12 protein-coding genes and 1 tRNA gene are annotated in these 15,186 nt (G+C 57.7%); all 13 read left to right on the top strand.

Annotated features, from left to right (window positions below):
* Positions 1 to 63: hypothetical protein (locus tag KF814_18945; protein ID MBX3238231.1), on the top strand; the 63-nt coding region annotated here is incomplete at its 5' end.
* A 38-nt stretch (positions 64 to 101) separates the two neighbouring features.
* Positions 102 to 251 carry a 50S ribosomal protein L33 gene (rpmG, locus tag KF814_18940; protein ID MBX3238230.1) on the top strand — a complete coding sequence of 50 codons (150 nt, stop codon included), beginning with the start codon at positions 102 to 104 and terminating at the stop codon, positions 249 to 251.
* A gap of 12 nt (positions 252 to 263) precedes the next feature.
* Positions 264 to 338 (top strand) — tRNA-Trp (locus KF814_18935).
* Between the two features lie 227 nt (positions 339 to 565).
* Complete coding sequence (secE, locus tag KF814_18930; GenBank protein MBX3238229.1) at positions 566 to 760, top strand: preprotein translocase subunit SecE; 195 nt, start codon at positions 566 to 568, stop codon at positions 758 to 760.
* 73 nt (positions 761 to 833) lie between these two features.
* Positions 834 to 1,373, top strand: a complete 540-nt coding sequence (gene nusG / locus KF814_18925) for a transcription termination/antitermination protein NusG (protein ID MBX3238228.1) — start codon at positions 834 to 836, stop codon at positions 1,371 to 1,373.
* Positions 1,374 to 1,470: 97 nt separating this feature from the next.
* Complete coding sequence (rplK, locus tag KF814_18920) at positions 1,471 to 1,893, top strand: 50S ribosomal protein L11 (protein ID MBX3238227.1); 423 nt, start codon at positions 1,471 to 1,473, stop codon at positions 1,891 to 1,893.
* Between the two features lie 41 nt (positions 1,894 to 1,934).
* The gene (gene rplA, locus KF814_18915) at positions 1,935 to 2,627 is read left to right on the top strand and encodes a 50S ribosomal protein L1 (GenBank protein MBX3238226.1); all 693 of its coding nucleotides are present in this window, start codon (positions 1,935 to 1,937) and stop codon (positions 2,625 to 2,627) included.
* A 32-nt stretch (positions 2,628 to 2,659) separates the two neighbouring features.
* Positions 2,660 to 3,595, top strand: coding sequence for a 50S ribosomal protein L10 (gene rplJ / locus KF814_18910; protein ID MBX3238225.1), 936 nt, complete (start codon positions 2,660 to 2,662; stop codon positions 3,593 to 3,595).
* Positions 3,596 to 3,678: 83 nt separating this feature from the next.
* Positions 3,679 to 7,638 (top strand): DNA-directed RNA polymerase subunit beta, encoded by a 3,960-nt coding sequence (gene rpoB / locus KF814_18905; protein MBX3238224.1) that lies wholly within the window; start codon positions 3,679 to 3,681, stop codon positions 7,636 to 7,638.
* A gap of 91 nt (positions 7,639 to 7,729) precedes the next feature.
* Positions 7,730 to 11,911, top strand: a complete 4,182-nt coding sequence (gene rpoC, locus KF814_18900) for a DNA-directed RNA polymerase subunit beta' (GenBank protein ID MBX3238223.1) — start codon at positions 7,730 to 7,732, stop codon at positions 11,909 to 11,911.
* Positions 11,912 to 12,021: 110 nt separating this feature from the next.
* Positions 12,022 to 12,393 (top strand): 30S ribosomal protein S12, encoded by a 372-nt coding sequence (rpsL, locus tag KF814_18895; protein ID MBX3238222.1) that lies wholly within the window; start codon positions 12,022 to 12,024, stop codon positions 12,391 to 12,393.
* Between the two features lie 86 nt (positions 12,394 to 12,479).
* A complete protein-coding gene (gene rpsG, locus KF814_18890; GenBank protein ID MBX3238221.1) occupies positions 12,480 to 12,953 on the top strand; it encodes a 30S ribosomal protein S7 in 474 nt (157 codons plus the stop codon).
* 115 nt (positions 12,954 to 13,068) lie between these two features.
* Positions 13,069 to 15,150, top strand: a complete 2,082-nt coding sequence (fusA, locus tag KF814_18885; protein MBX3238220.1) for an elongation factor G — start codon at positions 13,069 to 13,071, stop codon at positions 15,148 to 15,150.
* Positions 15,151 to 15,186 lie beyond the last annotated feature (36 nt).

Genomic DNA, 15,186 nt, shown 5'->3' with positions numbered 1-15,186 from the left:
TTCGCGGTCCGCGAGGGCGGCAAAACCGTCGGCTCCGGCGTCGTCACGGAGATCTTGGCTTAAAGCTGAAAGCTGTCGGCTGACAGCTAAGGAGCATCGAGATGCGAGACATTATTGACCTGGCCTGTACGACTTGCAAACAGCGCAACTACACGACCAGAAAAAACAAGAAAAACGATCCGGATCGGCTGGAGCGGAACAAGTACTGCAAGTTTTGCCGAAAGCATCAGCCTCATAAGGAAGTGAAGTAGCGGGTACGCGATAGGGGCATGGTGTTAATGGCAGCACATCGGTCTCCAAAACCGAGAGTCTGGGTTCAAATCCTAGTGCCCCTGCCAAACCTCGCTTGCGCGATCCGGCGTCAAGGTGTGTGTGCTTGGCGACGGAATAGGTCCCGCAGGTAGGGGGTGGTTTGTGCGGAACGCGCTCGCGCCGGGATTCACTTGATGCCTTCCGGTGAGCGCGTGGGCCCCGGAAGTGAGTTCGGGGTGCGGGCTCGACCCGCGTACCCGTATCCGGACCTGGTTTCGGAGCTTGGGCATAGAGCGAAGAGAGGATTCCAATCGTGTTTCAGCGAATGACGGCTTCGATTCGAGAGTTTATCGACGGGGTACGGAGCGAGTTGAAGAAGGTCTCGTTCCCTACCAGAGCCGAGACCATCGGCGCGACCACCGTGGTCATCGTGTTCTGCATTCTCATGTCCTTTTATCTCTCGTTTGTTGATTCGGTCCTGGGTTGGCTGATGCGGAAGGTCATCTGAGTTCGGCATGTCCGGTGAGCGAAAGGTTTGCCGGCGGCGACTCGATGCAGTTCGTCCATTCTGAGGGGAGACGATGAGCAATAAGAACTGGTACGTCATTCACACCTATGCGGGCTTTGAAGGTCGAGTGAAGACCAGTTTGCTCGAACGGGCCAACCAAATGGGGCTGACCGAACGTCTGGGGCAGGTGTTGGTGCCGACTGAAGATGTCATTGAGATCAAAGACGGCAAGCGGCGGACCTCCCGGCGGAAGTTCTTCCCGGGCTATGTGCTAGTTGAGCTGGAATCGCCTTTGGCAGATGAGACCCTCCAGATGATCAAGGAGACGCCTAAGGTCACCGGGTTTGTCGGAGGTGGCGCTCAACCGACTCCGCTGTCTTCCGAGGAAGTCGAGTCTCTGCTCAAGCAGGTGGATGCTGGTGCGGCGGGGCCCCGCGAACAGGTCCGCTTCATCAAGGGCGACAATGTGCGTATCGTCGATGGACCGTTTCTTGGCTTCAATGGCGTGGTGGACGAGGTCGACTCTGATCACAGCCGAGTCAAGGTGTTCGTGAGTATTTTTGGACGCTCGACCCCGGTCGAGCTCGGGTTTTTGCAGGTGGAACGCATCTAAACAAAGTTCCGAGTCCGGAGTTATGAGTTGTCAGTTCTCACGAGGTGAAACTCAGAACTCATAACTCGATACTTGGAACTCTACGTCAGGAGTCGTCATGGCCAAGGAAGTATCAGCGCAGATCAAGTTGCAGATTCCCGCGGGAAAGGCGAACCCAGCGCCGCCGGTCGGTCCGTCATTGGGGCAGCACGGCGTCAATATCATGGAGTTCTGCAAGCAATTCAATGCCAAGACCCAGAAGGATGGGGACAGCGTCATCCCCGTTATCATCACGGTCTATAAGGATCGCAGCTTTACCTTCATCATGAAGACGCCGCCGGCGTCGGACCTGCTCAAGAAGGCAGCCGGCGTCATCAAGGGCTCGGGCGTGCCGCACAAGGATAAGGTCGGCAAGGTGAGCAAGGCCCAGGTCAAGGAGATCGCGCAGAAGAAATTGGCCGACCTCAACGCGGCCGATCTTGAGGGAGCGATCAAGATCATCGAAGGGACCGCGCGGAGCATGGGCATCACCGTCCAATAGGCGGAACCCTGATCTTGTTGCGGAAGTGAAGGAGTAGCAGCATGGGAAAGAAGATGACCGCGGCTCTGGAAAAAGTGGAGCCAAAGTTTTATGGGCTGAAAGACGCCGTTGACCTCGTGAAAAAGTCGGCCTATGCCAAGTTCGACGAGTCGGTCGACCTGGCGATTCGTCTGGGGATCGACCCCAAGCGTTCCGACCAGATGGTGCGGGGAACGACGGCATTGCCGCACGGGACAGGCAAGAAGCTCCGCGTCCTGGTGTTCGCCAAGGGCGAAAAGGAGCAGGAGGCCCGTCAGGCGGGCGCCGACTTCGTCGGTTCAGACGATCTCATGGAAAAGATCAAGGGCGGCTGGATGGATTTCGATTGCGCCATTTCCACGCCGGACCTGATGGCTTCGGTCGGTAAGCTTGGAAAGGTGTTGGGCCCGCGCGGACTCATGCCGAATCCCAAGACCGGAACCGTCACCTTCGAGGTCGGTAAGGCTGTGAGCGAAATCCGAAAAGGCCGGGTCGAATTCAAGGTCGAGAAGGCGGGCATCGTGCAGGTGCCGGTCGGCAAGGTGTCCTTCGAAGTGGACAAGCTTTACGACAATGCCTATGCCGTCTTGGAGTCAGTGGTCAAGGCCAAGCCGTCCTCCTGTAAGGGGCGGTACCTGAAGAGTGTGACGATCTCGAGCACGATGGGGCCGGGGGTAATGTTGGATCCCGTGGCGTTGTCGAAGATTTGGAGTTGAGAACCGGGACGTTCTCAGTAAGGGGATAGGTCATGAAGAAAGAAGAAAAGGCAGTAGCAATCGAGGAATTGGCGGAGAAATTCGGCCGAGCCCGGTTGGCGATTCTGACGGAATGTGCCGGTCTGCCCGTGAATCAGATGACCGAGCTCCGCAAGCAATTGCGGGGGGCTAAGGCGGAGTATTGCGTGGTCAAGAACACGCTGGCCGCTCGGGCGTCCGATGGGACCATGATCGCGGGGGTGAAGACGCACTTCAAGGGCCCCACGGGCATGGTGATCGGGTACGACGATCCGGTCCTTCCCACGAAGGTGCTGCGCGAGTTCATCCAGGCCGAGAAGCGCGAAGAGAAGATCAAGATCACCGTCGGGATCTTGGAGGGGAAAGTGGTGAAGCCGGCCGAGTTGGCCGAGGTTGCCAAGCTCCCGAAGAAGGAAGTGCTCATTGCCATGCTGCTGTCGGCCATGCAGGGTCCGATTCGCGGCGTCGTGTATGCGTTGAGCGGGGTGTTGAGTAAATTTGTGCGAGTCATTGCAGCCATTCAGGACAAAAAGAAAGGGGAGGGCGACATGTCAGCAGCAGGAACCAAGCTTTCACAGGATGAGATGATCAAGGCAATCGAGGGCATGAGCGTGTTGGAATTGGCCGAGTTGGTCAAGGGTCTCGAGTCCCGCTTCGGCGTGACTGCGGCGGCTCCGGTGGCGATGGCGGCGGCTCCGGCCGGCGGCGGCGCGGCGGCGGCTCCGGCGGAAGAGAAGACGGCGTTTGACGTCATTTTGGCGGGGGCTCCGGCGGACAAGAAGATCCAAATCATCAAGGTCGTTCGCGAACTGACCAGCCTCGGATTGAAGGAAGCGAAGGATCTGGTCGAGGGCGCCCCGAAGCCCGTCAAGACCGGCGTGGCCAAGGAAGAAGCCGACTCGATGAAGAAGAAGCTCGAGGAGAGCGGCGCCAAGGTCGAGGTCAAGTAGGCATTGCTGAGTGATCTCGGGTCGGGTTTTGGGTTGCTAGGGCGCTACGCGGTCATCTTACTTTGAGCCTGGAGGGCTAACGAATGTCGGAATCGACTCTCGCGGAGTTTGTCGAACGGAAGGATTTTTCTCGGATTCGCACGAGCATCGATATTCCCGATCTCATCGAAATCCAGAAACGATCCTACGAGGAATTCCTGCAGATGGAGGTCGAGCCTGAGCGTCGCAAGGATCAGGGGTTGCAGGCGGCGTTAGCCAGCGTATTTCCGATCGCCGACTACAACAATACGGCGGCGTTGGAATTTTCGAACTATTCCCTGGGCACGCCCAAGTATGACGAACGGGAGTGTCTGGAGCAGGGAATGACGTTCGCCGTTCCGCTGAAGTTGCGAGTCAGGCTCATCGTATTCGACAAGGAAGACAAGGGTCCGAAAAAGAAGGTGTTGGACGTCCGCGAGCAGGAAGTCTATGTGGGAGAACTCCCGCTGATGACCGAGCGCGGCACGTTCATCATCAACGGGACCGAACGCGTAGTGGTTAGCCAGTTGCATCGGTCTCCGGGGGCGTCGTTCACCCACGACAAGGGGCGGACGCATGCCAGCGGGAAGGTGCTCTACTCGGCGCGCATTATTCCCTATCGCGGCTCGTGGCTCGATTTTGAGTTCGATGCGCGCGACATTCTGTATGTGCGTATCGATCGCCGCAGAAAGATGCCGGCGACGATTCTGCTGAAGGCTTTCGGGTATTCGACGGACGATTTGCTCCGGATGTATTACCCGGTGGAAGAAATCCGGGTCTCCAAGGGGAAGCTCTACCGGAAGCTGGATCCGGAAATCCACCACGGTTTGAAGTGCTCCTCCGAGGTGGTTGAGAAGGGCGGTAAAGAGCCGCTCGTACGGGAAGGTGCCAAGCTCACGAAGGCTCTGATCGCCAAACTCAAGACTGCGGGGGTCAAGGAAATTCCAGTCACCCCGGCTGAATTGGTCGGCCGAGCCGTGTTGACCGAATTAGCCGACAGCGGCAATAAGGAAAAGCTCGTTGAGAAGAATCAGCGTTTGACCGCCGAGATTCTCGACAAGATTCTTGAGAGCGACATCGAGGAATTCAAGGTCATTTACCTCGATACTGCCAGCGCAACCCCTGTCATCCTGGATACGCTCGACATGGAGCGAACCGGATCGAAGGAAGAGGCGATGGTGGAGATCTATAGGCGCCTCCGTCCCGGTGAAACGCCTTCGGTCGAAACGGCGCGGGCCTTGTTCGACAATCTGTTCCTGAGCCCCAAGCGGTATGACCTGTCACCGGTGGGACGACTCAAGCTCAACAAAAAGCTCGGGCTGGATTTGCCGCTTGAGCAGCGTACCCTCACGGCCCAGGATATCGTCGAAGTCGTGCGGTATCTGGTGAACCTGAAAATCGGGCGCGGGGAAATCGACGACATCGACCACTTGGGCAATCGTCGTGTACGCTCGGTGGGTGAGTTATTGGAAAACCAGTTCCGGCTCGGGCTCGTGCGGATGGAGCGCAGTATCAAGGAGCGCATGAATCTCCTCGATATGGAGACCGTGTTGCCGCACGACCTCATCAACGCCAAGCCGGTGGTGGCGGCCGTGAAGGAATTTTTCAGCAGCAGCCAGCTGTCGCAGTTTATGGACCAAACGAATCCGCTGGCGGAAATCACGCACAAGCGGCGGCTGTCGGCTCTCGGCCCAGGCGGCTTGACCCGTGAGCGCGCGGGGTTCGAAGTTCGTGACGTGCATCCGTCTCACTACAGCCGCATCTGTCCGATCGAAACGCCGGAAGGTCCGAACATTGGGTTGATCACCTCGCTGGCTACCTATGCCCGCATCAATGAGTTCGGGTTCATTGAGGCTCCTTATCGCAAGGTACTCAAGGGGCGCGTTGTCGAGGAAATCGAGTATCTCTCGGCCATCGAAGGCGACAAGTATGTCATCGCACAGGCGAACAGCAAGGTGGATGGAGGTGGCAAGCTCGTTTCCGAGACCGTATCCGCCAGATTCGGCGGCGACTTTATCACGGCGACGCCGGACAAGGTCGAGTATATGGACGTTTCTCCGAAGCAGGTCGTCAGCGTGGCGACGGCCCTCGTTCCCTTCCTCGAGCATGACGACGCCAACCGCGCTTTGATGGGATCCAACATGCAACGCCAAGCGGTTCCTCTGATCAAGGCGGAATCCCCCTTGGTCGGCACCGGAATGGAATCCGTCGTGGCACGGGACTCGGGCTATGTGGTCCAGGCCAAGCGCGGCGGCGTGGTCGAAAGCGTAGATGCGACAAGGATCGTGGTTCGTGCCGATTCGAAGGATGGCAAGAAGCGTAACGATTCGGGTCTCGACGTCTATGAAATGATCAAGTTCCAGCGTTCGAACCAAAATACCTGTATCACCCAGACCCCCGTGGTGCGGATCGGTGAGCCCGTGAACAAGGGCCAAGTGTTGGCCGACGGTCCTGCCATCGACCACGGCGAACTGGCGCTCGGGAAGAACGTGCTCGTGGCGTTCATGCCGTGGGGCGGTTACAACTTCGAAGACGCAATTCTGTTGAGCGAAAAGCTCGTGCGTGAAGACGCGTTCACCTCGATCCATATCGAGGAGTTCGAAGTCGAGGCCCGTGATACGAAGCTGGGCAAGGAAGAAATTACCCGCGATATTCCGAATGTCGGCGAAGAAGCGCTGCGCGACCTGGACGAAAGCGGCATCATCCGCATCGGCGCGGAGGTCAAGCCGGGGGACATTCTCGTCGGTAAGGTAACTCCGAAGGGCGAAACGCAACTTACACCGGAAGAAAAGCTCCTTCGCGCGATCTTTGGCGAAAAGGCCGGCGACGTGAAAGACACGTCTCTGACCGTTCCGCCTGGCGTAGAAGGTATCGTGGTCGACGTCAAGATCTTCTCCCGCAAGGGCATGGATAAGGACGAACGCTCCAAGAGCATCGAGAGCGAAGATCACATGAAGTTGCAGCGGGACCACCAGGAAGAGCTGCGCATCATCGAGGACGAAAAGACCAAGAAGGTTCGCAAGCTCCTGTTGGGTAAAGTGGTCGGCCGCGACCTCATGGATCCTGAGACCGGCGATGTCATTCTGAAGAAGAAGGGCAAGCTGACGGCGGAGATCCTCAAGCGGCTTCCCGACGACATGGTGCGGCACATTATTCTCAGCGATCCAGACGAGCAGAAGGAGCTCGAGGATGTCGAGCGCCGTGCGAAGGAGCAGATTGAGATCCTGCAGACCCTGTACGACGAGAAGGTCGGCCGCTTGAAGCGAGGCGATGAGCTGCCTCCCGGCGTCATTAAGCTCGTCAAAGTTTATATTGCGATGAAGCGCAAGATTCAGGTCGGCGACAAGATGGCCGGCCGCCACGGCAACAAGGGTGTGGTGTCGCGCGTGCTGCCGGAAGAGGATATGCCGTATCTCCCGGACGGGACGCCGGTGGAAATCGTCCTGAATCCGCTCGGTGTGCCGTCTCGTATGAACGTGGGGCAGATTCTGGAGACCCACCTCGGTTGGGCCGCGCGGGCCTTGGGCATCAAGGTGGCAAGCCCGGTGTTCGACGGCGCCTCGGAAAAGGAAATCAAGGAGCTGCTGAAGAAGGCGAAACTGTCGCCCAGCGGCCAGACCGTTCTCAACGACGGCAGAACGGGGGAGCCGTTCGGCAGTCCCGTGACGGTTGGATATATGTATGTCTTGAAGCTCCACCACCTGGTGGACGACAAAATTCACGCCCGGTCCATCGGTCCGTACTCGCTGGTGACCCAGCAACCGTTGGGCGGTAAGGCGCAGTTCGGCGGTCAGCGGCTGGGAGAAATGGAAGTGTGGGCATTGCAGGCCTACGGTGCCGCCTCCACGCTCCAGGAATTTCTCACCGTCAAGTCGGACGACGTGCCGGGCCGCTCGCGCATGTACGAGGCGATCGTAAAGGGAGAGCCGTATCTGGAGCCGGGCTTGCCGGAGTCGTTCAACGTGTTGGTGAAGGAACTGCAAAGTCTGGGGCTGGATGTGGAGCTCGTGAAGTCGAAGGACTGATTCAAGTGCTGAGAGTTGAGTACTGAGACCAGTGGAACTCACCGCTCATAACTCAGAACTGCGGTCAGGCGACCGTTAAGGAGGGGCAACCTTGGAAGGCGTATACACACTGTTTGAAAAGCCGCGTGACTCGGTGTCGTTCGACTCGATGCGGATTCGCATCGCGTCGCCCGAAAAAATCCGATCCTGGTCCTACGGCGAAGTGAAGAAGCCCGAGACGATCAATTACCGATCGTTCAAGCCTGAAAAAGATGGGCTGTTTTGCGCCAAAATTTTCGGCCCGATCAAGGATTGGGAGTGCAACTGCGGCAAGTACAAACGCATGAAGCATCGCGGCATCGTCTGCGATAAGTGCGGCGTCGAGGTGATCCAGTCCAAGGTGCGCCGCGAGCGCATGGGGCATATCGAGTTGGCGGCTCCCGTTGCCCATATTTGGTTCTTGAAGGGCGTGCCCAGCCGCATCGGGACCTTGCTCGACATGAGCCTCAAGCAGCTGGAAAAGATTCTCTACTTCGAAAGCTATGTCATGGTGGACCCGGGGTCCACCAACATGAGTGAAAAAGATCTCGTCTCGGAGGAGCAGCTCCGTTCGCTGCAGTCGGAATACGGCAGCGGCGCGTTCAAGGTGGGGATCGGAGCGGAAGCGATTCGTGAATTGCTTCGTAAGGTTGATATCAACGCCCAGTGGGACGAATTGCATGTGAAGGCCAAGGCTTCGGCCTCGGCCGCGTTGAAGAAGAAATATGCGAAGCGGTTGAAAGTGTTGGAAGCGTTCCGGCGTTCGGGAAACAAGCCCGAGTGGATGATCATGGATGTGATCCCGGTCTTGCCGCCGGAATTGCGTCCGTTGGTTCCCCTCGACGGCGGCCGGTTTGCGACGTCCGATCTCAACGACCTCTATCGCCGTGTGATCAATCGGAATAATCGCCTCAAACGCCTCATTGAGTTGAAGGCGCCGGGCGTCATCATCCGCAATGAAATGCGCATGTTGCAGGAAGCGGTCGATGCTCTCTTCGACAACGGGCGGCGCGGTCGGGCGATTCGTGGGCCAAACAAGCGGCCGCTGAAGTCCTTGAGCGATATGCTGAAGGGCAAGCAGGGGCGCTTCCGTCAGAACTTGCTCGGTAAGCGCGTGGATTACTCGGGCCGTACCGTCATCGTGGTCGGACCGGAACTCCGCCTGCACCAATGCGGTCTGCCGAAGAAAATGGCCTTGGAATTGTTCAAGCCGTTCATCTTTCATAAATTGGAGGAGCGCGGCGCTGCCACGACCATCAAGAGCGCGAAGCGCCTGGTGGAAAAGGAGCGGCCGGAAGTGTGGGACGTGCTCGATGAGGTGATTCGCGAGCACCCTGTACTCCTGAATCGCGCACCGACCCTGCACCGTCTGGGTATTCAGGCGTTCGATCCCGTCCTGGTGGAAGGTAAGGCGATTCGGCTGCATCCGTTGGTCTGCGCGGCCTTCAACGCGGACTTCGACGGCGACCAGATGGCGGTCCACGTGCCTTTGTCGGTCGAGGCTCAGATCGAAGCTCGCGTACTGATGATGTCGATTAACAACATCTTGTCGCCCGCGAACGGTAAGCCGATCGCGGTACCGTCTCAGGACATGGTCTTGGGCTGCTATTGGCTGACCAAGGAGCGCGTCGGGGCGAAGGGTGAAGGCAAGGTGTTCGGTTCGCCTGAAGAAGCGCGCATTGCGTATGATGCGGGCGAACTCAATGAGCATGCCCGGATCAAGGTTCGCTTCAAGGGCTCCTTGCTGCAGACGACGACCGGTCGTGTCATCCTTTCTGAGATCTTGCCGCCGATGATCCCGTTCACCGACGCCAACAAGCTCATGACCAAAAAAGAGATGACCAAACTTATCGACGCCGTCTACCGGCAGGCTGGCCACCGCGAAACCGTGACGTTCCTCGATAAGATCAAGAACTTGGGCTTCCACTACGCCACCCGCGCGGGCATGTCGATCTGCATCGACAACATGCACATCCCGACCCGTAAGGAAGACTTGATCGGGAAGGCACAACGGGAAGTCAATGAAATCGAAAAGCAGTACAGCGAAGGTTTGATCACCAACGGCGAACGCTACAACAAGGTCATCGACATTTGGGCCCATGTGACCGAGCAGGTCGCCAATGAGATGATGAAGGAATTGGGCGGCGGCGGTGATCCGGCCAAGATCGAGGCGTTCAATCCGATTTTTATGATGGCCGACTCGGGTGCCAGAGGCAGCTCGCAGCAGATCCGTCAGTTGGGCGGCATGCGCGGACTGATGGCGAAGCCGTCTGGAGAAATCATTGAGACGCCGATCACCGCGAATTTCCGCGAAGGGTTGACGGTGTTGCAGTACTTCATCTCGACCCACGGCGCGCGCAAGGGTTTGGCCGACACGGCGCTGAAGACGGCGAACTCCGGGTATCTGACCCGGCGATTGGTCGATATCGCGCAGGACGTCATCATCAGCGAAGAAGATTGCGGAACCAGCGACGGCATCATGGTCAGTGCGCTCGTCGAAGGTGGAGAAATCATCCAACCCCTCGAGGAACGCGTACTCGGCCGGTTGTCGGCGGAGGATATCCGCGACCCTGTGACCGGCGAAATCATTGTGTCCTTCAACGAAGAAATCGGTGAAGAGCAGGCGAAAGACATCGTCGAAGCCGGTGTCGACCGGGTGAAGATTCGGTCCGTGCTCACGTGCCAGTCGCAGCGCGGCGTCTGCAAGCTGTGTTACGGCCGGGACTTGGCGCGCGGGCGTTTGGTCGAGAAGGGGGAACCGGTGGGCGTCATCGCGGCGCAATCCATCGGTGAGCCTGGTACGCAGCTCACCATGCGGACGTTCCACATCGGCGGTACGGCGAGCAAGGTCGTGGAGCAGACGGTGTTGGAGGCGAAACACGCCGGCCACATCAAGTTCATGAGCTTCGACGCCAAGAAGAATGCCGATGTGCACAATGCCGGCATTGCCGTCCGCAACAAAGAGGGCGAGTGGGTGGTAATGAACCGGAACGCGAAGATCGCCATCGTGGACGACACAGGGCGTGAGCGTGAGAAGTATCCAGTGGTTTACGGCGCCAAGATCAAGAACAAGGACGGCGACCGTGTGGAGCTTGGACAAAAACTGGTGGAGTGGGACCCCTACTCTTTGACCATTCTGACCGAGACGGGTGGAAAGGTGGCTTACGGCGACATCGTCGAAGGTGTGACGATGAAGGAAGAGTTCGATGAAGTCACCGGTCTTTCCCGCAAGGTCATCATTGAGCATAGCGGTGCCACGACGTTGCGTCCACGCGTCTCCATCAAGGACGACAGCGGCAAGACGGCGAAGGTCGCCGGCGGATCGGCCGTTGCACGATATCTGTTGCCGGTCGGCGCGCACATCTTCGTCGAAAAAGGCGCCACGATCCATCCGGGCGATGTGTTGGCGAAGATCCCGCGTGAAACGACGAAGACCAAGGACATTACCGGTGGTCTCCCGCGCGTGGCGGAGTTGTTCGAGGCCCGCAAGCCGAAGGAACAGGCCGTCATTAGCGAAATCGACGGTGAAGTGTCCTACGGTGGCTTCGTCAAGGGCATGCGCAAGGTCATGGTCGACAACAAGATGGGGGATGTGAAGGAGTACTTCATTCCCAAGGGTAAGCATGTCAACGTGCACGAGGGCGACTGGGTGCGGGCAGGTGAGCCGTTAATGGATGGCTCGGCGAATCCGCATGACATTCTCGACGTCCTCGGTCCCAAGGAACTCCAGAAGTACCTTGTGGACGAAGTGCAAGACGTGTATCGCCTGCAGGGTGTGTCGATCAACGACAAACACATCGAAATTATTGTTCGGCAGATGCTTCGCAAGGTGCGGATCGAAGATCCGGGGGACACGGAGTTTCTCCCGGGCAGCCAGGTGAGCAAGGGCCTGTTCGATCTCGAGAACCAGCGGGTCCTTGAGAAGAGCGGAAAGGCGGCGCTCGGCAAGCCGGTGTTGCTCGGCATCACTAAGGCGGCCTTGACGACGGACAGCTTCATCTCGGCGGCTTCGTTCCAGGAAACCACGCGTGTATTGACCGAAGCAGCCATCAATGGCCGCGAAGACAATCTCTTGGGCCTGAAGGAAAACGTCATCGTCGGACGTCTCATTCCTGCTGGTAGCGGCTTTGAGGAGTACCGCGATACCTTCGTCGTCAGTGAAAAGAGCGTTGCGGCGGTCGAAGGAACTGCCCAGGCGGTGGCGGTTGGGCAACCAAGCGCCGCGCCCAGCGCGTCTGAAGGTGGAAATTCTTAGTAGGCGAAAGAAGCTCCTTGACAGGACAGGTTTCCATCTCTATAATCCGACGGCTTCGCTCAGGAGCAATGTGAAGCAAATAGTTGTTTTTTCACGAAAGAGTAGAGTGCATGCCAACGATTAATCAGCTTGTCAGAAAAGGGCGGACTTTGGTGAAGTCCAAGACCAAAAGTCCTGCTTTGAAGCGGTGTCCTCAGAAGCGGGGCGTATGTCTCCGCGTCTATACAACCACTCCGAAGAAGCCGAACTCCGCTCTCCGAAAGGTTGCCCGTGTCCGGTTGACCAACGGGATGGAGGTGACGACCTATATCCCAGGTGTCGGTCATAATTTGCAGGAGCACTCCATTGTGCTCGTGCGCGGTGGCCGCGTGAAGGACTTGCCGGGCGTTCGCTATCACATCGTCCGCGGTTCGTTGGATGCGGTGGGCGTTGCTGATCGGAAGCAGGGTCGTTCGAAGTATGGGGCAAAGCGGCCGAAGTAAATTTCATTCTACTGCGGTGCTGATCGGGGGCCTGGCCTTCCTCGGCGCCGGATTGTGAAACCTCAGCACTTATTAGTTGGAGTAGCATGCCACGCGGACAATTTTTCGGTCATCGGGAAGCGCAGCCGGATTCCAAGTATCGCGACAAGCTCGTCGGGAAGTTTCTGAACGTTCTGATGAAGGGCGGGAAGAAGAGTACGGCCGAGCGTGTCTGCTATGGTGCATTTGATCTGATTCAGCAGCGGACTAACGGCGGCGACCCGATGAAGATCTTCCGTGCGGCGATTGATAATGTCAAGCCGGTTGTCGAAGTCAAGTCTCGTCGTGTCGGTGGTGCGTCCTATCAGGTCCCGGTGGAGATCCGTCCGACCCGGCGTGTCTCGCTGGCGCTGCGATGGATTACGGATTTCTCCCGTGCTCGCGGCGGAAAGAGCATGCAGGAGAAGTTGGCGGGAGAGTTGCTCGACGCGTCCAATAACACGGGCGCTTCGGTGAAGAAGCGAGAAGACGTGCATCGTATGGCGGAGGCCAATAAGGCCTTTGCCCATTATCGCTGGTAGTTTTATTTCGTGCTGCTGTAGGGCCGTGCTGCGATCGCTTCGCGCCAGTCCTCTGTGTCGCAGCGATTGGTGTTGGCTCTGACGGCAGCACGTTCGTTTTTTTTGAGAGGGAGTTGTGGCTAGACAGGCACCATTAGACAGGACTCGCAATATCGGCATCATGGCGCATATCGATGCCGGTAAGACGACGACCACCGAGCGGATTCTCTATTACACCGGGATGACGCACAAGATGGGTGAGGTTCATGAGGGCGCTGCCACCATGGACTGGATGGAGCAGGAGCGGGAGCGAGGTATTACAATTACCGCTGCTGCGACGACCTGTTTTTGGCGGGATCATCGGATCAATATCATCGATACGCCGGGTCACGTGGATTTCACTATTGAGGTCGAGCGTTCCTTGCGCGTCTTGGATGGTGCCGTTGCTGTGTTTGATTCGGTGCAGGGTGTCGAGCCTCAATCTGAGACTGTGTGGCGGCAGGCTGACAAGTATCGCGTCCCGCGCATCGCGTTCATGAATAAGATGGACCGGACGGGCGCCGATTTTTATGCCAGTGTGCAGTCGATCATTGATCGGCTTGGTGCGAATCCTGTTCCCATTCAGATTCCCATCGGACGCGAGTCCGAGTATCGTGGTTCCATCGATCTTATCACCATGAAGGCGTATGTGTATGACGATGAGACGTTGGGCGCCAAGTATAAGATCGAGGAAATTCCGGCCGGCATGCTCGACCAGGCCAAGGAATATCGGGAAAAGTTGCTCGAGGCCGTGGCCGAATTCGATGACCAGGTGATGGAGAAGTATCTGAACGGCCAGCCTGTCTCTGAGGATGAAGTTCGAAAGGTCGTGCGTGCTGGCGCGATTGCTATGAAGGTGACGCCGGTTCTCTGCGGTTCGGCCTTTAAGAATAAAGGCGTGCAGCAGCTTCTTGATGGAGTGGTGGATTTTCTTCCCTCTCCCCTGGATATTCCCCCCGTCATGGGCATTGATCCGAACACTGGTAAGGAGCTTGAGCGTAAGCCCGCCGACAATGAACCGTTCGCCGCTTTGGCGTTCAAGATCATGTCCGATCCATTCGCGGGTCAGTTGACCTACTTCCGGGTGTATTCTGGGACGCTGAAGACTGGGACGGCCGTGCTGAACGTGACCAAGGGCACGAAGGATCGCATTGGCCGGCTCTTGAAGATGCACGCGAATAAGCGGGAAGAAATCGATGCGGCCTATGCCGGGGACATCGTCGCGGCGGTCGGTCTCAAGGGGGCGACGACCGGTGATACGCTCTCCGAGGAGAAGCAGCCGGTTCTTCTTGAGGTTATGAAATTTCCTGAGCCTGTGATTGCGATGGCGATCGAGCCCAAGACCAAGCAGGACCAGGAGAAGATGGGTTTTGCGCTGCAAAAGTTGGCGCAGGAAGATCCTTCCTTCCGTGTTCGTACCGACGAGGAGACGCTGCAGACCATCATTGCGGGGATGGGTGAGTTGCATCTCGAGATCATCGTCGATCGTTTGATGCGGGAGTTCAAGGTTGAGGCGAACGTCGGCAAGCCCGAAGTGGCGTTCCGCGAGACGATCCGTCGTAAAGCGGAAGCTGAGTCGAAGTACATCAAGCAGACCGGCGGTCGTGGTCAATATGGTCATGTTGTGTTGACGGTGGAGCCTGCGGAATCCGGTAAAGGGCTAGAGTTCGTCAACAAGATCGTCGGCGGTGCGATTCCCAAAGAATTTATTCCTGCGATCGAGAAGGGTGTCAAGGAGCGCATGGAATCGGGTGTCGTCGCCGGGTATCCGTTGCGAGATGTGCGTGTGACCATCATTGATGGTTCGTATCACGACGTGGACTCCAACGAAATGGCCTTCAAGATCGCCGGCTCGATGGGTTTTTCTGAGGCCTGTAAAAAGGCTGATCCGGTTCTGCTTGAGCCTATCATGAAGGTCGAGGTGTTGGTGCCGCAGGAGTTCATGGGCGATGTCATTGGCAATTTGAACGGGCGTCGAGGCAAGGTCCAGGGCATGAAGGTCCGGGCTGGCTCGCAGGCAATCGAGGCTACCGTACCGCTGATGGAAATGTTCGGTTACGCCACTGACCTTCGTTCGCGGACGCAGGGGCGAGCGACCTACAGTATGGAATTCGATCGGTACGACCAGGTGCCGCGCAATATCGGCGAGGCAATCATTTCGAAGTATCGTGGAGAGTAGGCCTCGAGCCTAGCTGAATTACGGGAGGGACGGGGA

The organism is Nitrospiraceae bacterium, assembly GCA_019637075.1.
GTDB lineage: Bacteria > Nitrospirota > Nitrospiria > Nitrospirales > Nitrospiraceae > JAHBWI01.
Note: the sequence above shows the minus strand (reverse complement) of the source record. Positions and strands in the feature narration are given on the sequence as shown.